This window comes from Leeuwenhoekiella palythoae (assembly GCF_020310025.1).
GTDB classification, from domain to species: domain Bacteria; phylum Bacteroidota; class Bacteroidia; order Flavobacteriales; family Flavobacteriaceae; genus Leeuwenhoekiella; species Leeuwenhoekiella palythoae.
The window spans coordinates 364,184-382,120 of record NZ_CP084318.1 but is presented as its reverse complement, the minus strand read 5'-3'; the positions used below and the strand labels follow the sequence as shown (position 1 = coordinate 382,120).

The following is a 17,937-nucleotide window of genomic DNA, read 5'->3' as shown; positions in this document are numbered from 1 at the left end:
TGAACCTAAAACTTCAAGCTAAAAGCATATTTTTATATAAATAATCAATAAAACAATTATGAAAAATATACTTAAAAATGTTTCGGTACTTGCGATCGCTATTACGATGCTAACGGGATGTGAGGCCACAAGAAATGCAAATAATCAACAAAAAGGTACCGTAATTGGTGCAGCCGGTGGTGCTATTTTAGGCGCTGTAATTGGTAACAATGTTGGTAAAAAAGGCGATGGTGGTGAACTAGGAGCTGTTATAGGTGGTGTTGTAGGTGGTGCTGCCGGTAACGTGATCGGTAAAAAAATGGATAAGCAAGCACAACGTATCGAGGAAGAAATTCCTGGAGCTGAAGTGGAGCGTGTAGATGATGGTATCGTTGTAAATTTTGATGAGAATAGTGGGGTGTATTTTGCAACCAACAAGTATGACATCAATAGCGCATCTCAAGAAACTTTAAATGGTCTTGCACGCGTAATGCAAGAATATCCTCAAACCAATGTTTTAGTAGTTGGGCATACTGATAGTACCGGTTCGGCGGATTATAATATGACGCTTTCTAAAAACCGTGCGCAAGCGGTTACTAACTACTTGGTAACACAAGGAATTGCTTCCGGTCGTTTCACTACACAATGGTATGGTGAAGAGCAACCAAAATATACTAATGATACTGCGGAAGGACGTTCTAAAAACCGTCGCGTAACTTTAGCAATCGTACCTAACCAAGAGATGGTAAACGAAGCTAAGCAGGAAGCGGGTGAAAATTAAAAGGCTTATACTAAGATTCCTTTTTTAGGATGCTTAATTGAGAGAACTCCTTATATTGATTGATGTAAGGAGTTTTTTTATACGCCTAATTGTCCGAGGCTTGCCCTGATGTTGTTTAAATCGTAATTTGAAACTCGATTGAAAAAGTCGTTTAACATAGCAATTATTGGTGCAGGACTGGCCGGTTTAACTGCCGCAATTCATTTGCGCAAGTCTGGATTTGATGTGTTGCTTTTTGAGAAAGAGCACTTCCCAAAACATAAAGTTTGCGGTGAGTACCTTTCTAACGAAATTTTACCGTATTGGAACTATCTGGGCGTTGATCCTCTACAGTGGGGCGCGGTCGCAATTGATCATTTAGCGTTGTCTGCGGTCAATGGAAACTCGCTTGATATTAAATTGCCTCTAGGCGGATTTGGGATAAGTAGATATCAGCTAGATCATCATCTTTTAGAATATGCCCTTAGTTTAGGATGCACCTTGATCGATAAGACTGTTGAGGATATTCGTTTTGCTGAAAATACATTTTGTATTTTAACTAAAGATCAGCAAGAGTTCAACGCCGATTTGGTGATTGGCGCCTTTGGGAAACGTTCTAATTTAGACTTTAAACTGGACCGAAATTTCACAAATTATAAGAACAATTGGTTGGCGGTTAAAGCCCACTATGCTGGGGAAATTCGTTCAAACCAAGTGAGTCTGCATAATTTTAAAGGTGGTTACTGCGGAATTTCTAGGGTGGAAGATTACAAAATAAATGTCTGCTATCTAACCCGTACCGAAGCGTTCAAGCCTTTTAAGAATATTGAAACATTTCAGCAACAGGTGCTTTGTGAGAATCCGAATTTGAATGACTTCTTTGCACACGCTCAACCACTTTTTGACCAACCTATCAGTATCAGTCAGATCGCTTTTCAATCAAAACCGAGCGTAGAAAATCATATGTTGATGTGTGGAGACAGCGCCGGACTCATTCATCCCTTATGCGGAAACGGGATGGCGATGGCGGTTATTTCGGCTAAATTAGCTTCAGAATGTATTGTTGAGTACGCTAATCAAGATTGGTCTCGTAGCGAACTAGAGCAACATTATGAGCGGCTCTGGAAGCGTACGTTTACCAATCGCTTGCTTGCCGGAAACCTGCTGCAGCACGCGTTGCAAAACGATGCGCTTACATCTACAGGAATACAAGTGCTAAAATACTTGCCAAAAGTGACACGAAAGCTCATTCAAACAACCCACGGAAAACCTTTAAAAATTTGAAGTATCGCAAATTAACCCCAGAATTGATGGATGACCCCAACGTGGATGAAGCTACTTTAAAAGCCGCCTTGGCCGAGGTTACCCGCGTCAATAAATACTTGGGCGGACAGCAAGTGACGCTTGAGGGCTTGCGCTATTTTTTTGATCGGTTTTCACAAAAAAGTTACACCATTCTTGATGTAGGTTGTGGCGACGGTGCAATGCTGCGCAGTATCGCCAACTTTGCCAGAAAGCGTTCTATTGCTGTAAAACTGATAGGAATCGATATCAATCCCAAAAGTATTGCTTTGGCACAAAAACGCTCACAAGATTTTCCGGAGCTGTCGTTTCAAGTTCAAGATGTTTTTAAGCTGAATGAAACCCATCTGGAAATAGACATAATCACTTCAACCTTAACCATGCACCACTTTAATGATGCTGAAATTTTAAAGTTCCTAGCGCAGTTTTTAAAGTTGGCTAACTTAGGAGTAGTGATCAATGATTTACAGCGAAGTACGATTGCATATCGATTGTTTCAGGCGTATAGCCGTGTATTTATGAAAAGCGCAATGGCACGACACGATGGTTTAATTTCTATAGAACGCGCCTTTACAAAAAACGAATTGCTATCTTATACATCAAAACTCGGGGTACAGTCGTTTAGTATAAAATGGCGCTGGGCGTTCAGATATTTATGGATATTAGAAAATCAAAAGTAGCAATCGCAGGTGTAGCCAAAGCTGTCCCGCAATATAGCCGAGAAACCCAAGAGATTCTCCCATTGGTCACACAATGGATGGCAGGGCAGGAGGAGCGTTTTCAACGTAAAGTAAAAAAGATCTTCACCAATGCAGGGGTAGACAAGCGCTACAGTATTATGGCTCCCGATGAGGTGTTTACCGCGACTTCTTTTGAGCATAAAAACAACATTTATAAACGCGAAGTAATCCAGCTTGGAGAAGATGCTCTGCGCTCAGCACTTGAAAAAACAGGTTGGGAACCGCAATCGCTAGATTACATCATCACCGTGAGTTGCACGGGAATTATGATTCCGTCGCTTGACGCCTATCTCATTAACCGCTTAAAGCTGAGACAAGAAATTACCCGATTACCGGTCACCGAAATGGGTTGCGCCGCAGGAATTTCCGGGATGTTGTATGCTAATGATTTTCTAAAAGCCAATCCCGGTAAACGTGCTGCAGTGATCGCGGTCGAAAGTCCTACGGCGACTTTTCAGCTAGATGATTTTTCGATGGCCAATATTGTGAGTGCGGCGATTTTTGGAGATGGCGCGGCCTGCGTATTGCTTTCTTCAGAAGAACAGGCGTTAGGACCAAAAATCATCGATACCGAAATGTATCATTTTTACGATGCCGAACAAATGATGGGGTTTGACCTGACAAACAACGGACTCAAAATGATTCTTGACAAATCGGTTCCAGAAACTATAGCAGCGCACTTTCCGCAGATTATCAATCCGTTTCTCGCTAAGAATAACATAAGTATTTCAGAGGTTAATAATTTGGTATTTCATCCCGGCGGAAAGAAGATCGTTCAGACCGTGGAAAGCTTGTTTGGCGCTTCCGGAAAAAATATTGACGATACTAAAGAAGTTCTTCGCCTTTATGGCAATATGAGCAGTGTAACGGTGTTGTATGTTTTAGAACGTTTCTTAAATCGAAAAATTCCTGCCGAAGATTATGGATTGATGCTTAGTTTTGGTCCCGGTTTTTCAGCACAACGTATATTGTTACAATGGTAAATACTTTTGAATTTAATACCGAAGAAACGGCTAACAGCTGGGCGCTGATCTTGGGTGGAAGCAGCGGTTTAGGTTTTGCTTCGGCAAAAAAACTCGCCGCTAAGGGTTTACATCTTTGCATCGTGCACCGCACGCGCAGAAGCAAGCTCGAGGAATTTAACCATACGATTGAAGCTTTGCGCGAAACAGGAATTCAGATCGAAAGCTTTAATCTTGATGCGCTCAACCCGGCAACTATTGATAAGGTAAAAGATTTCTTTACAGAGCGCAATGCTTCAGTAAAAGTGTTATTGCACAGTATTGCCAAAGGAAATCTCAAACCGATTTATGCAGAGGACGCTTCCGTAGCTAAACTTTCCGGGAAGGATTTTATACTTACTGCCGAAGCGATGGCGGTGAGTTTATACGACTGGGCGAGCGCATTTGCAAACGCTGGTTTATTTGAAGAAAACGGGAAAATCCTAACTTTTACAAGCGAAGGAAGCACAAAACCTTTACCCAATTACGCGGCAGTTTCCGCAGCAAAAGCAGCTTTAGAAGCCATAATTCGCAGTTTAACATTTGAATTGGCACCGTTAAAAATTACGGCAAATTGTATTCAAGCCGGCGTAACCAATACCGAAAGTTTACAATTGATCCCGGGAAGTGATCAGCTTATAGCTCAGGCACTAGAGCGCAACCCGCAAAAGCGATTGACCACTCCGGAGGATGTTGCCAATGTGGTGTACTTATTGACCAAAACCGAAGCCAACTGGATCAATGGAGCGGTGATTCCGGTTGATGGCGGGGAACATTTAAGATAATTAAGAAAACATAATATAGAATGAAAATAGACCTGCGTAGCGATACGATCACAAAACCCACTTCGGGAATGTTAGATGCAATGATGCACGCCGAAGTTGGAGATGATGTATATAAAGAAGATCCCAGCGTTAATAAACTAGAAGCGCATATTGCCGAATTATTTGGGATGGATTCGGCGTTGTATTTCCCAACAGGATCGATGACCAATCAAGCGGCGATTAAAATTCATACCCAACCCGGCGAGCAACTTATCGCAGATAAATACGCGCACGTGTATAACTATGAAGGTGGTGGCGTTTCGTTTAACAGCGGCGTTTCTTGCAAACTCGTAGACGGGCATCGCGGGATGATTACGGCTGATCAGGTTGAAGAACATATCAATCCGCCAGATTTTTATCACAGTCCGTTGACGTCTCTGGTGTGCCTTGAAAATACCACAAACAAAGGAGGTGGGGCTTGTTATGATTTTAGAGAAATACTAAAAATCAGAAAGATCTGTGACGATCACGGTTTAGGCTTTCACCTTGACGGAGCACGACTTTGGAACGCGCTCGTAGTCACCGATGAATCTCCTAAGGATTATGGGGCTGCGTTTGATACGATTTCAGTGTGTTTGTCTAAAGGCTTAGGCGCGCCAATGGGTTCTGTGCTCGTGGGTAAACAAAAATTTATGGATAAAGCGATGCGTGTACGCAAAGTTTTAGGAGGGGGTATGCGTCAGGTAGGTTTTGCTGCGGCGGCCGGGCTGTATGGTATTGAGCATCATTGGCAGCGTATGGCAGATGATCACAAACGCGCTCAAGAACTTTCAATTGCTTTAAATCAGCATGCTGAAGTAGCACACGTAGAGCCGGTAGAAACCAATATTTTGATCTTTAATCTGCGTGCAGATGCAGATGAGTTACAGTTTATAGAACGCCTCAAAGCCGAAGATATTCATATCAGTGCCTTAGGAAAAGGTAAACTTCGTATCGTAACACATTACGATTATACCGAAGCGATGCATCAGCATTTCTTGGCATTTTTAAAACAAGAATAAACCACACTTTTTGGTTTTTGATATTCTGATTTTTAGAATAAATGCTGGTAATTGATTAATGATATAAGTCTGATACAGTCTTAAATTATTAATTACTCAAAAATAGGTCGTAAAGAATTAGTTTTTTAAGCTTCCTGCTTAATTTACTGTGTGGTATGCTATCTTAGTATATAGTAAACCCGCGGGCGCTTTGTGCGTTATTCAATATAAAACCAGTTCTTTATGGCCTTAAAAGTTGCGATCTCTCATAAGACGAAATACAAGTATGATAAACGTATTTCGCTTTCGCCACATATTTTTAGACTGCGCCCTGCGCCCCATAGCAGAACTCCCATTGAGGCCTATTCGCTTAAAATAAAGCCGGAAAATCACTTTTTTAACTGGCAGCAAGATCCCTTTGGAAATTATCTGGCGCGTGTGGTTTTTCCTGAAAAAACAGACGAACTTTCTATAGATGTTGAAATTATAGCCGACCTAAAAACGATCAATCCGTTTGATTTTTTTGTGGAAGATTCGGTGGAAGAATTTCCGTTTAAATACAAAGATTCGCTAAAAAAAGAATTACTTCCGTATTTAGAAATAACAGACGACGGTCCGCTACTCAAGAAGTTTCTAAAAACCATTGATGTTTCAGAGCAGCTCACGATTTACTTTTTAATCGGTCTCAACCGCCACATTAATGAGTACCTCAATTATACGGTGCGTATGGAGCCGGGCGTACAATCTTGTGAAGAAACGCTCGAGAAAAAATTAGGTTCTTGTCGGGATTTTGCCTGGTTACTCGTGCAAAGTTTACGGCATTTAGGATTGGCAGCACGATTTGTTTCGGGCTATTTGGTACAGTTAAAATCTGATGAAAAATCGTTAGATGGTCCTTCCGGTCCAGAAGAAGATTTTACTGATTTGCACGCCTGGGCAGAAGTATATATTCCGGGAGCCGGCTGGATTGGTTTGGATTCCACTTCGGGTTTATTGGCTGGGGAAGGACATATTCCGTTAGCGTGTACGCCTTCTTTTGAAAGCGCAGCACCCGTAGTTGGTTTTTCTGATCCTGCGGAAACGGAGTTTGAATTTGATAATTCGGTTACCCGAATATTTGAATCTCCGAGAGTTACCAAGCCCTATACAGAAGCGCAATGGAACGCAATTTATGAGCTAGGCTTTGAGGTTGAAAAGGAATTGCAGGCAGGCGATGTACGTCTTACGATGGGAGGGGAGCCCACTTTTGTATCTATAGATGATATGGAATCAGACCAGTGGAATACCGCTGCAGACGGTCCTGAAAAGCGCAAACTTTCTGAAGGACTTTCTAAACGTTTGCTGCATAAATTTGGTCAAGGTGGAATGTTTCACCACGCACAAGGAAAATGGTATCCCGGCGAACCTATTCCACGTTGGTCTATAGGTTTACATTGGCGTAAAGACGGTATTCCTATTTGGAAAGACGAGTCACTTATGGCTTCTTTCAATGAGGAATATGATTTGCCGGAAGGAATCACAAAGACCTTTCTGCAAGAATTGGCGCTTAACCTCGGGATCCGATTAGAGTACATTACTCCCGCCTATGAAGATGTGTTTTATTTTATGTGGGAAGAGGGAAGACTTCCTGTAGATGTTGACCCTTTAAAAGGCGATGATGTCGCGACTTCGGTGCGCAATCGTCTCAATAAAGTTTTAGAACAAGGATTAGATAAAAAAATAGGTCACGTGATGCCGTTGGCCAATATTCAAGGAAAATGGGTTACGAGTCCGTGGCGTTTCCGTAGAAATCATCTTTTTCTCATTCCGGGTAATTCACCGGTAGGTTTGCGTTTACCGCTTAATTCGTTGATCGAAGAACCCGATGTACCTACACAACCCATTGCAGATCCTGATCTTTTTGACAAACGAAAGCCTTTTGGGCCTTACGGTGAAGCTTTAGAAAAACGTAAAGCCGCCGAAAAACCCAAAAAGAAAAACGGAAAAGTTGATCATAACGCAGATAAGAAAGAAAAGAATCCGTTTGCACGCACCGCGATTTGTGCTGAGGTTCGGGATAAAAAACTTTATTTATTTCTTCCGCCTTTAGACAATGCCGAAACGTTTATAGACTTAATGGCTTCTGTGGAAGCTGCAGCAAAAAAGCTGAATGTTCCTGTATTGATCGAAGGGTATGAGCCACCACGAGATAATCGTCTTGAGGTGTTGAAGGTGACGCCAGATCCCGGAGTTATTGAAGTGAATGTACATCCGGCGAAGAATTGGGACGAACTTACCAAAAACACGCTCACATTGTATGAAGAAGCTAAAAAGAGCCGTTTAGGTACCGAAAAATTTATGCTCGACGGAAAACACACCGGCACCGGTGGCGGAAACCACGTGACCTTAGGCGGTGTCACTCCGGCTGATAGTCCGTTGTTACGCCGACCAGATTTGTTGCGCAGTTTGCTTACATTCTGGCAACATCACCCGGGACTTTCCTATTTATTTTCCGGCGGATTTATCGGTTCAACGAGTCAGGCACCACGAGTTGATGAAGGTCGCCAGGAAAATTTATACGAACTGGAAATTGCATTCAATCAAATTCCGGAGGATGAAGATGTACCGTTTTGGCTGACCGATAGATTATTCAGGCATTTACTGACCGATATTACCGGGAATACCCATCGTGCGGAATTTTGTATCGATAAATTATATTCGCCAGATTCGTCTTCCGGCAGACTAGGAATTCTTGAATTACGCGCGTTTGATATGCCGCCTCACGCACAAATGAGTTTGATGCAAATGTTGCTCGTGCGCACTCTGGTTTCCTGGTTTTGGAATGAACCGTATAAACATAAACTTACCCGTTGGGGCACACAGTTGCACGATAAATTCTTGATGGAGCATTATGTGCGAGAAGATATTAAGGACATTGTTGAGCAGCTTAATGCGGCAGGATATCCGTTCAAATTAGATTGGTTTGATCCGTTTTTTGAATTCCGTTTTCCTCTGTATGGTTTGGTTGATATAAAAGATATGCAAGTCGAATTGCGTGCGGCGATAGAACCTTGGAATGTACTTGGAGAAGAAATGACCGGTGGTGGGACTTCGCGCTACGTAGATTCTTCTCTAGAACGTGTGCAGATCAAAGTTTCAAACTTTAATGATGAGCGCTATGTGTTGACGTGCAACGGTGTGAAAGTACAATTAAGCAATACCGGTGTCAAAGGAGAATATGTTGCCGGAGTACGTTATAAAGCTTGGCAGCCGTGGTCTGCTTTGCACCCTACAATTCCTGTAGATACACCATTGGTTTTTGATATTGTTGATTTGTGGAATCAGCGCTCTATTGGTGGTTGCACGTATTTTGTATCACACCCGGGTGGGCGCAATTATGAGACGTACCCTATAAACAGTTTAGAAGCAGAATCTAGAAGAATCAATCGTTTTTGGGATATTGGGCATACGCAAGGCAATTTGGTTTATACTGAAAAAGAGCCCGATACCAAGCTTGCAGGCCGAACTTTAAAATCAACTTCTTCAGAAAAAACATTTAATTTTAAAGAAATTCCTGTAAATCCAGAATTCCCACATTTACTAGATTTGCGAAAGAAATAATTATTTACAACCCTGAATATGACTGTGGCTACTAATGCTTGGTTTACCAAGTATTTTACAGATTATACCTACGACGAGATGTTTACCCCAGATCTCAGCGTTAAGGAAGATTGGCAGGAGCTTTTAGAGAACTTTAAGCGCATAGGGATTGACGGCTTGACACAACGTCAAAACGATATCAACTGGCTGCTGGAAGAAAACGGGGTTACGTATAATGTGTATAACGATCCCAACGGACTTAACCGCCCTTGGAATCTCAACGTAGTTCCTTTTATTCTCAAAGCGAACGAATGGCAAAAAATTGAAAAAGGCCTTAAACAACGTGCGCACCTGCTCGATCTCGTGCTTAAAGATATTTATGGCGAGCGTAAGTTGATCAAAGAAGGTATTGTGCCGCACGAAGTGATCTATGGGCATCGCGGATTTTTACGGCAATGTGATAAAATTCAGTATAAGATTGATAAACATTTACTGCTGTATGCCGCAGATATTGCTCGTGGAACTGATGGCAGAATGTGGGTAGTGAATGACCGCTCTCAGGCACCATCAGGAATGGGTTATGCTCTTGAAAATCGCTCTACGGCAAACCGCGTTCTTGCCGATATTTTTGCTGAAATGAATATCAAGCGGCTTTCAGAATTTTTTAAAGAATTCAACGAGTTGTTGCTAGAGGCTTCTCCAGACAAAGTTGAAAATCCCAACATTGTTATTCTTACTCCGGGCTCGCATAACGAGACTTATTTTGAACACGCCTATTTAGCGTCATTTTTAGGATACCCTCTGGTTCAGGGAAATGACTTGGTGGTGCGCGACGGATTTCTGTTTATGAAATCGCTTAAAGGCTTAAAGAAAGTACACGTGGTTTTACGGCGTGTTGATGATATTTTTACAGATCCGCTTGAGTTACGCGAAGATTCTCATCTAGGAGTTGCAGGATTACTGGATGTAGTGCGTAGACAGAATGTAGCGGTGGTGAATCCTATAGGTAGTGGCGTTTTAGAAAACCCTGGTCTTATCCCGTTTATGCCGGCTATTTGTAAATATTTTCTAAAGGAAGATTTACAGCTGCCTCAAATAGCAAGTTGGTGGTGTGGTCAAGAAAAAGAGAAAGACTATGTGCTGAAGAATTTAGCAAACCTCGTCATTAAGCCGATTGATCGTACCAATCGCGAACACATACATTTTGGGTCTCAAATGTGTACCGAAGAGCTTGAAGCACTTCGGAAAGAAATTTTAAAGAAGCCTTACCATTTTGTTGCTCAGGAACGCATCAGTTTTTCTACCGCGCCCAACTATTCAAAAGGAACTTTTGAACCGCGAAATATGGTCGCTCGTACGTTTACCATTGCAGGAAAAAGTGGCTACAATGTCATGCCCGGCGGATTGGTACGTGTCGCTCCGGAGCGTGGAAAACTGAGAGTTTCTAATCAACGTGGGGGAACCAGTAAAGATTTTTGGATCATTGGAGATCTTAAAAGTGAAGAGACGGCCAATTATAGCTGGAATCGCAGATCTGCCGTTTCGGTAAGCGGTCTTGATGATCTACCGAGTTTGACTGCGGAAAATTTATATTGGGCTGGTCGTTATGTGGGACGCACTTTAGTAAATGCACGTTTTTTACGAATGGTCTTAAAACAGATGAACGCTCCTGAAGCCGAATCTAATCAACAAACCTGCTCGGTTAAAATGAATATTCTTTATAAAGCGGTGACGCAGATGACCGGTACCTATCCCGGCTTTATGGAGAAAAATAAGAACGGCACCTACGCGATGGATAATCCGCTGAAGGAAATGATGGCGGTAGTTTTAGACCGAAATAAAATAGGAAGTCTGGCAAACTCGATGATGATGTTCAGCAATTCCTATTATTCCATCAGGAATTTGTGGAGCAGCGATATGTGGCGGGTTTTTGAAAACATTCAAAAATTATGGCGCAATCTGGAAAATGAAAAACAGATCACCGTCAATAAAATGATCAAAACCCTTAATCAATTGATCACGCGATTAATTGCTTTTATGGGACTCATTGAAGAAAGCATAATGGTCGAACAAGGCTTATTGCTTTATTTTATAGGCCTTCAGTTAGAGCAGAGTATGCTTACGATTACAAAATGCCGTTCCCTTCTGGTGATCAAACAATCTGGGCAAACCGAATATGAAGTGCTAGAATCCTTGTTAAGCAGTCACGAAAGTTTAAACATTTACCGCTATAGTTACAGATCGTATATACGCGTAGAACCGGTAATTAGTCTTTTGTTGATGGATTTAAAATATCCACGATCGTTGACCTTTCAGCTTGGGCGGTTACAAAAAGATATTTCGCGTTTACCACATTCACAAAAGTCTGACGCGCTTATGCATTACGAAAAATATGTATTTGAAGCCTTTTCTAAACTGCGCTTGGCGAACTCAGATCAGTTGGCTACAGTAAAGGAAAACGACGGAAATATTCGAAAGGATCTGGATAAACTTTTAGAAGAATTGAGCGATTTATTATTTGCCACTTCTCAGGCAATTTCTAACACCTACTTTAATCATACATATAAGCAGAGTCAGCTTGTAGATCAAAACTTTCCGCTCTAATGTTGTATTCCGTTACGCATACCACAAAATATGATTATGATGCGCCTGTGAGCTACTGTCATAATATCGCAGTATTAAAGCCAAGGCGTTCGCTAGGGCAGGAGTTGCTAGAATACAAGATGGCGATTGCACCCGAAGCCGATGAAGTCTCTGAGCGCGTGGATTTCTTCGGAAATTACATCACTCGTTTTTCTATTCAGAAAGAACATAGGCAGTTGAAAGTGACGACAACCAGCAAATTGCGCAGGGAATATGAGCAGTTTAAAACAGACTTTAGGTCAGATAAATGTACACGTGTTACGTTAGATCAAGCCAAAGAAAATCTTTTAAAAACTGAAATTGAAATATTAGAGGCTAAGCAGTTTGTATTAGATTCTATTTTTATCAATAAAACCGGTGAAGCGGTTGAAAAATATGCTCGCGAAAGCTTTAAATCCAATCGTTCGGTTTTTGAAGCTGCCGAGGAATTAATGCAGCGTATTTATACTGATTTTGATTTTGTTTCAGGGTTTACCAGTGTTTCTACGCCAATACATGAAGTGATGGAAGAACGCAAGGGGGTTTGTCAGGATTTTGCGCAAATCGCTATTGCGTGTATTCGATCTATAGGGCTGCCGGCGCGTTACATCAGTGGATACATAGAAACCTTACCACCTCCGGGCCAGGAAAAATTAATAGGAGCCGACGCATCTCACGCCTGGTTCTCTATTTTTATCCCGGGTTTTGGCTGGGTAGATTTTGATCCTACCAATAATCAAATCCCCGGCGACCAACATCTGGTCGTAGGTTGGGGAAGAGATTATTATGATGTTCCTCCTTTAAAAGGAGTGGTTTATGGTAGTGGAAAAAGCCAACTTTCAGTCGAAGTTGATATAGCACGCGTGGTTTAAACGGCAGCAAGATATTTTAGGAAACACATACTGCCGCCTACGCCGCTGTATTGCCCATAATTAGGAATAACATCGTATTCCCGTTTTTTGTAAAGTGCAATTGCCGGGGGTTGAAAAATTCCGGTTTCAAGTACACACTTGGTGTAACCTATTTCACTTGCCCAGTTTTCTAATGCTTCAAGAATAGCACTGGCATAGCCGCGTTTGCGGTACAAAGGTTTGGTGTACATTCTTTTGATCTCTACGCTCTTAGGACCGTATTCTCTAAAGGAACCGCAGGCTACCGGAATTCCACTGTCATAAGCGACAATGACATTTTTTATTCGGTCTAATGCATTAAATTGATTGTAAAATGCGTGATCATCTCCGTCTGTAACTTTGAGAGTTTGATCAAGTTCTTTTACCATTTTTAAGAAATCAGCATTTTTTGAGTCGGTACGTACAAGATTTAGCATATTTCGTAAATGTGTTTGGTTGGTAGTTGAACTTGAAAGATACACTTCTCTTGTACTTTTTAAAACTTTTGGAGGAAGTATTTGTTAAAGATTTTTTAACTAAAGCTGTCGAACTGCCTAGAATCTACGTTACAAACGATACTGCAAAAAAAAAAAGTCTGCCTTGTAAGACAGACTTTTTTATACTAAAAATATATTGAAACCGCCAAAAGCTTTGACACTTCGGGGGAGTTTACTTTAGAGGTTCGAGCTCGCCAACGGCCAAACCCAAACTGTTGAGTTCATTTTTGATGCGCTCATAAACGCTTGGTTTTGCGTAGTCAACCGCAATGATCTGTTTTTTGAGATTGATCTCCAAAACACGTACTTCCATAATCCTATTGAGACATCTGTTGATGACTTCTTGTGAACCTTTAAAGTTTTGATTTGCGATTTGGAGTGTAGCTTTCATGAGATTGTTGTGGTTTAGATCAGACTTGGGCTTTTAAAATTACAACAAGAATTTGTAGGAATTACTAATCAAAAGCTCAAAATCTACTGATTAACAATATTTTAGTGTTAAATTTTTTAACTAAACCGGTTTAGGGAATTTAAAAATGTATGTGTTAATTTTACACTAAAGGATTTTTCCTGCTAAGTAGCGCTGTATAGCATAGACATCAATTTGCTTATTAAACTTCTTACTTACGCTAGGAACATTTTCGCTAGAGATCCAGATTTTCAATTCAGCATCTAAATCAAAAGTTCCGGCGGTTTCTAAAGAAAAGCGAGAAATATTCTTGTAAGGCAAACTTTTATATTCGGTTTTTCTTCCTGTAAGTCCTTGTTTATCTACAAGGATTAGCCGTTTAGAAGTAAAAATAAAGACGTCTCTAAGCAGCTGAAATCCAACTTCAATATGTTCTCTTTCTGTGAGCAAGCGATCATATTTCTTGGTAAGGTCTTCTAAAGACATTTCGCTGGCATTCCCTAATATTCTATCAATGATACTCATGGTTTGTTTAAATTATGTTATCAAGAGTATAAGAAAGGCAATCTGCAATCTCCTAGAGAATAGCTTGTTTAACAAGCATTTAATAAAGCTTACTTAGTTTATACTAGTAACAAGTATTTACGCATAAAAAAAGCCCCCAAGAGGGAGCTTTTTGAAGATTATTATGAAACAATAATTAGAAGGAGTTAGCCACTAACTGCTCGTAAAGTTCTTGTCTTCCGCTCAATGGGGTAGGCTCACCGCTTTTTCTACCTATCTCACTAAGTTGCTCAAGGCTCAAAGCACCTGTTTCGAACTTAGCACCGTTTCCGTTATCAAAAGATGCATAGCGTTCTTTACGCAACGCGCTGTATGAAGTATTTTGCAATAGATGATCTGCAGCGATCAGGCCACGTGCAAAGGTGTCCATCCCGGCGATGTGTGCTATAAATTTATCTTCAAGGTCAATAGAATTGCGACGCACTTTGGCATCAAAATTTATTCCGCCGCCTTGAATACCACCGCCTTCAAGAATGACTAGCATGGCTTGTGTAACTTCAAAAACATCTATCGGGAACTGGTCTGTATCCCAGCCGTTTTGATAATCTCCGCGATTGGCATCGATACTTCCTAACATGCCTGCATCTACAGCAACTTGTAATTCGTGCTCAAAGGTATGACTTGCCAGGGTTGCGTGATTCACTTCAATATTCAGTTTAAAGTCATCTTGCAATCCATATTTATTGATGAAGCCAAGACTTGTTGCAGCATCAAAATCATATTGATGCTTGGTTGGTTCCATAGGTTTGGGCTCGATAAGGAAATTCCCTTTAAAACCTTGTTTGCGGGCATAATCTCTAGCCATGGTAAGAAATTGTGCCAGGTGATCTTGCTCGCGTTTCATATCGGTATTCAAAAGACTCATATAGCCTTCACGACCACCCCAGAACACGTAGTTCTCACCACCCAATTCAAGTGTAGCGTCTATCGCTATTTTCAATTGAGCGCCGGCATAAGCCACCACGTCAAAATTGGGATTGGTTGCTGCGCCATTCATATAACGCGGATTACTAAAGAGGTTTGAAGTTCCCCATAAAAGCTTGATGCCGCTTTCTTGCTGCTTTGTTTTTGCATAGGCAACAACCGCTGCAATACGCTTTTCAAATTCGGCAAGATCAGGCGTTTCATCTACAAGATCTACATCGTGAAAACAATAATACGGCAAGCCCAGCTTGGTCATAAATTCAAAAGCAGCATCCATTTTATCCTTAGCACGAGCCACAGGATCAGGATTGGCATCCCAGGCAAAAGTTTCGGTAGGAGCACCAAACGGATCTCCGCCCTTATTGTTGAGCGTATGCCAATAAGCCATCGCAAAACGCATATGCTCTTTAAGTGTTTTTCCTGCGACTACTTTATTTTCATCGTAGTATTTAAAAGCAAGTGGATTATCGCTTTCTTTTCCCTCAAATTTGATCGGGTCTATGTTTTTAAAATAGGTGCTCATTAATCTAGTATTTGAATATTCTTTTTCCAGGTTTGATATAAATTAGTGTAGTGTTCTTTCAATGCTGATTGAGGTTCTTGAGTGCTTAACAATTCTAGTCCTTGTGCAGCTTCATCCAGACTTTTATAAAATCCGTAGCCATAAGCAGCGCCACGGGCAGCACCTTCAGCGCCATTGGTTTCGTACAGTTCTAAGGAAGTCTGCGTAGTATTCACAAAAATCTCTCTAAATACCGGACTTAAAAATAAATTGGCTTTTGTTGCTTTTACTGAAGTACCACCGGCACCAATTTGCTGCATCACCTCAAAGCCATAATTCATTGCATACACAATACCTTCACAAGCCGCACGAACCATATGCGCAGCTGCGTGCCTGTTGAAATCTAAATTTTGCAGACCGCTGAAGGATTTTTTATTGTTAAAAATGCGTTCAACACCATTGCCAAAAGGGTAGAAGTGTAAGCCATCACTACCCGGACCTACTTTTGCCGCTTGTGCATTTAAGAAGTCGTAGGAAAGCAATTCATCCTTTCCGGTGGAGAGCATTTTACGCAACCATTGGTACAAGATCCCAGAACCATTAATGCATAATAAAACACCGTTGCGTTTTTGAGCTTCCGTATTGTTTACGTGCAAAAAGGTATTGATACGGTTTTCTGCATCAAAAGCATCTTGATCGGTCACCGAATAGATCACTGCCGAAGTTCCTGCAGTAGTAGCGATTTCTCCGGGTTTGTTGACGTTAAGCGCAAGGGCATTGTTGGGCTGATCTCCAGCTCTGTAAGTGATTTCTACATTTTTTGAAAGTCCTAAAGCTTCAGCGATTTTAGGAGCAATAGTCGCTTGATGACTAAAATTAGGAAAGATCTCCGGAATTACCGCACGCGGAAGGTCTAAAGCCTCGAGTACTTCTTCGGCTAAAGCATTCTTTTTATAGTCCCAGAGTGCAGCTTCAGAAAGTCCGGATTTACTGGTTTGTGCTACTCCAGAAAATTTAGCTGCCAGAAAATCTCCGGGCAACATCATATGCGCAATTTGATCAAAAAGTTGAGGTTCGTTTTCTTGAACCCATTTCAACTTAGAAGCGGTAAAATTCCCCGGACTTTGTAAAACCCGGTCTTGAAAAAAGCTTGCTCCTTTTTCCTGATAGTATTTTTCACCTATAGAAGCAGCACGACTATCACACCAGATAATAGACGGGCGCAGCACGTTTAAATCTTTATCGGTGAGCACGAGGCCGTGCATTTGATAAGAAATACCAATGGCTTTGATCTGTTTAAGATCGATACCTTGATCGCCTAGTTTTTTGATACCGTTACACGTGTATTCCCACCATTTTTCGGGATGCTGTTCTGCCCAGCCACTTTGAGGTGCATCAATGCGCATTTCTTGATCAGGAACCGTAGAACTGGCTACCGATTTGCCGGTATTGGCATCAAGAACGGCTAGCTTGATCGATGAGCTGCCCAAGTCGATTCCTAAAAAATACATAAGCGTTTAAATTAAATCTCTTATTTTAGTCCAATGGACAACTTATAGTTTTTATGACTACAAGTATACATATAAAAATATAATTATCACAATACCCATTAAAACTATCTCGTCATTAGCGATTGAGAACCAGAATTATGACAAAACAAAATGAAGCGACCATACTCGATAGTTTAACCATTGATTGCGTGATTTTTGGTTTTAATCAAGGAAACTTAGAAGTCCTTTTGGTCAAGCACGCCGACGGAATAAGCAAGGATAAATGGGGCCTTCCGGGAGGATGGATCTTTACCGATGAAAGCACAGACGCTGCTGCAAATAGGTTGCTGTTGGAGCTTACCGGGATAAAAGATGTTTATCTAGAACAGCTGCGTGCCTTTAGTGAACCCGATCGTTTTCCTTTGTCGCGAGTGATCACAGTTGGGTATTATGCCTTGATCAAAAAAGAAGATTGGACGGGTTTAAAGCCTGGAGCAACCGCGTCAGAAGTGGGCTGGTTTAAGGTTTCTGAAGTGGAGACGCTTATTTATGATCACTTGCATATTCTGGGAGTCGGATTGCGCAGGTTACGTCGCCGAATTAAACAGGAACCTATAGGTTTTAACCTACTGCCCGAAAAATTCACGTTGCTTCAGTTGATGCATTTATATGAAGAAATTTTAGGCTACGAGATGGATAAGCCCAACTTTAGAAGAAAAATTTTAAGAATGAATTTGCTCACTGCACTTGACGAAAAGCAAAAAGATGTATCGCATCGTGCAGCAAAACTGTATAAATTCAATCCGGATACCTATCAAAAGTTGATAGAAAAGGGATTCAATTTTGAATTTTAAACCTAAAAAAAGCCGCAATT

15 protein-coding genes are annotated in these 17,937 nt (G+C 41.3%); 10 read left to right on the top strand and 5 right to left on the bottom strand.

From position 1 onward, the window contains the following. Positions 1-58: 58 nt before the first annotated feature. The 9 genes from LDL79_RS01610 to LDL79_RS01570 all read left to right on the top strand — a co-directional run bounded on the left by LDL79_RS01610 (position 59) and on the right by LDL79_RS01570 (position 12,659). Entirely contained in the window at positions 59-760 is a 702-nt protein-coding gene (locus LDL79_RS01610) for a YiaD family glycine zipper/OmpA-like lipoprotein (RefSeq protein WP_167596545.1), read from the top strand. A 138-nt stretch (positions 761-898) separates the two neighbouring features. Next, positions 899-2,023 carry an NAD(P)/FAD-dependent oxidoreductase gene (locus tag LDL79_RS01605; protein WP_225598909.1) on the top strand — a complete coding sequence of 375 codons (1,125 nt, stop codon included), beginning with the start codon at positions 899-901 and terminating at the stop codon, positions 2,021-2,023. After that, entirely contained in the window at positions 2,020-2,721 is a 702-nt protein-coding gene (locus tag LDL79_RS01600) for a methyltransferase domain-containing protein (RefSeq protein WP_225598908.1), read from the top strand. The genes LDL79_RS01605 and LDL79_RS01600 overlap by 4 nt, the downstream gene beginning before the upstream one ends. After that, positions 2,697-3,764 (top strand): type III polyketide synthase, encoded by a 1,068-nt coding sequence (locus LDL79_RS01595; RefSeq protein WP_225598907.1) that lies wholly within the window; start codon positions 2,697-2,699, stop codon positions 3,762-3,764. Before LDL79_RS01600 ends, LDL79_RS01595 begins: the two co-directional genes overlap by 25 nt. Continuing rightward, entirely contained in the window at positions 3,758-4,567 is an 810-nt protein-coding gene (locus LDL79_RS01590; RefSeq protein ID WP_225598906.1) for an SDR family oxidoreductase, read from the top strand. Before LDL79_RS01595 ends, LDL79_RS01590 begins: the two co-directional genes overlap by 7 nt. A 20-nt stretch (positions 4,568-4,587) precedes the next feature. Beyond that, positions 4,588-5,607, top strand: coding sequence for a threonine aldolase family protein (locus tag LDL79_RS01585; RefSeq protein WP_225598905.1), 1,020 nt, complete (start codon positions 4,588-4,590; stop codon positions 5,605-5,607). A gap of 222 nt (positions 5,608-5,829) precedes the next feature. Continuing rightward, on the top strand, positions 5,830-9,186 hold the full coding sequence (locus LDL79_RS01580; RefSeq protein WP_225598904.1) for a transglutaminase family protein: 3,357 nt from the start codon (positions 5,830-5,832) through the stop codon (positions 9,184-9,186). 18 nt (positions 9,187-9,204) lie between these two features. Beyond that, positions 9,205-11,769 (top strand): circularly permuted type 2 ATP-grasp protein, encoded by a 2,565-nt coding sequence (locus LDL79_RS01575; RefSeq protein ID WP_225598903.1) that lies wholly within the window; start codon positions 9,205-9,207, stop codon positions 11,767-11,769. Further along, on the top strand, positions 11,769-12,659 hold the full coding sequence (locus tag LDL79_RS01570; protein WP_225598902.1) for a transglutaminase family protein: 891 nt from the start codon (positions 11,769-11,771) through the stop codon (positions 12,657-12,659). The genes LDL79_RS01575 and LDL79_RS01570 overlap by 1 nt, the downstream gene beginning before the upstream one ends. Here LDL79_RS01570 and LDL79_RS01565 read toward each other — a convergent pair. The 5 genes from LDL79_RS01565 to LDL79_RS01545 form a co-directional block, all read right to left on the bottom strand. Further along, on the bottom strand, positions 12,656-13,114 hold the full coding sequence (locus LDL79_RS01565) for a GNAT family N-acetyltransferase (RefSeq protein WP_225598901.1): 459 nt from the start codon (positions 13,112-13,114) through the stop codon (positions 12,656-12,658). The two genes, LDL79_RS01570 and LDL79_RS01565, sit on opposite strands and share 4 nt — an antisense overlap. 232 nt (positions 13,115-13,346) lie before the next feature. Beyond that, positions 13,347-13,565: a hypothetical protein gene (locus LDL79_RS01560; protein ID WP_225598900.1), complete on the bottom strand. Its 219-nt coding sequence runs from the start codon at positions 13,563-13,565 to the stop codon at positions 13,347-13,349. 165 nt (positions 13,566-13,730) lie between these two features. Then, positions 13,731-14,108, bottom strand: coding sequence for a PH domain-containing protein (locus LDL79_RS01555; RefSeq protein ID WP_009779640.1), 378 nt, complete (start codon positions 14,106-14,108; stop codon positions 13,731-13,733). A gap of 175 nt (positions 14,109-14,283) precedes the next feature. Continuing rightward, on the bottom strand, positions 14,284-15,594 hold the full coding sequence (xylA, locus tag LDL79_RS01550; protein WP_225598899.1) for a xylose isomerase: 1,311 nt from the start codon (positions 15,592-15,594) through the stop codon (positions 14,284-14,286). Next, the gene (locus LDL79_RS01545; protein ID WP_225598898.1) at positions 15,594-17,084 is read right to left on the bottom strand and encodes a xylulokinase; all 1,491 of its coding nucleotides are present in this window, start codon (positions 17,082-17,084) and stop codon (positions 15,594-15,596) included. Before LDL79_RS01545 ends, xylA begins: the two co-directional genes overlap by 1 nt. 137 nt (positions 17,085-17,221) lie before the next feature. Between LDL79_RS01545 and LDL79_RS01540 the strand changes: the two genes are divergently transcribed. Further along, on the top strand, positions 17,222-17,917 hold the full coding sequence (locus LDL79_RS01540; protein ID WP_225598897.1) for an NUDIX hydrolase: 696 nt from the start codon (positions 17,222-17,224) through the stop codon (positions 17,915-17,917). Positions 17,918-17,937: the final 20 nt, after the last annotated feature.

Excerpts from the sequence above, each read along its gene's own strand:
- LDL79_RS01610 (WP_167596545.1), top strand. The coding sequence starts at position 59 with ATGAAAAATATACTTAAAAATGTTTCGGTACTTGCGATCGCTATTACG.
- LDL79_RS01595 (WP_225598907.1), top strand. The coding sequence starts at position 2,697 with ATGGATATTAGAAAATCAAAAGTAGCAATCGCAGGTGTAGCCAAAGCT.
- LDL79_RS01590 (WP_225598906.1), top strand. The coding sequence starts at position 3,758 with ATGGTAAATACTTTTGAATTTAATACCGAAGAAACGGCTAACAGCTGG.
- LDL79_RS01585 (WP_225598905.1), top strand. The coding sequence starts at position 4,588 with ATGAAAATAGACCTGCGTAGCGATACGATCACAAAACCCACTTCGGGA.
- LDL79_RS01580 (WP_225598904.1), top strand. The coding sequence starts at position 5,830 with ATGGCCTTAAAAGTTGCGATCTCTCATAAGACGAAATACAAGTATGAT.
- LDL79_RS01575 (WP_225598903.1), top strand. The coding sequence starts at position 9,205 with ATGACTGTGGCTACTAATGCTTGGTTTACCAAGTATTTTACAGATTAT.
- LDL79_RS01570 (WP_225598902.1), top strand. The coding sequence starts at position 11,769 with ATGTTGTATTCCGTTACGCATACCACAAAATATGATTATGATGCGCCT.
- LDL79_RS01565 (WP_225598901.1), bottom strand. The coding sequence starts at position 13,114 with ATGCTAAATCTTGTACGTACCGACTCAAAAAATGCTGATTTCTTAAAA.
- LDL79_RS01560 (WP_225598900.1), bottom strand. The coding sequence starts at position 13,565 with ATGAAAGCTACACTCCAAATCGCAAATCAAAACTTTAAAGGTTCACAA.
- LDL79_RS01555 (WP_009779640.1), bottom strand. The coding sequence starts at position 14,108 with ATGAGTATCATTGATAGAATATTAGGGAATGCCAGCGAAATGTCTTTA.
- xylA (WP_225598899.1), bottom strand. The coding sequence starts at position 15,594 with ATGAGCACCTATTTTAAAAACATAGACCCGATCAAATTTGAGGGAAAA.
- LDL79_RS01545 (WP_225598898.1), bottom strand. The coding sequence starts at position 17,084 with ATGTATTTTTTAGGAATCGACTTGGGCAGCTCATCGATCAAGCTAGCC.
- LDL79_RS01540 (WP_225598897.1), top strand. The coding sequence starts at position 17,222 with ATGACAAAACAAAATGAAGCGACCATACTCGATAGTTTAACCATTGAT.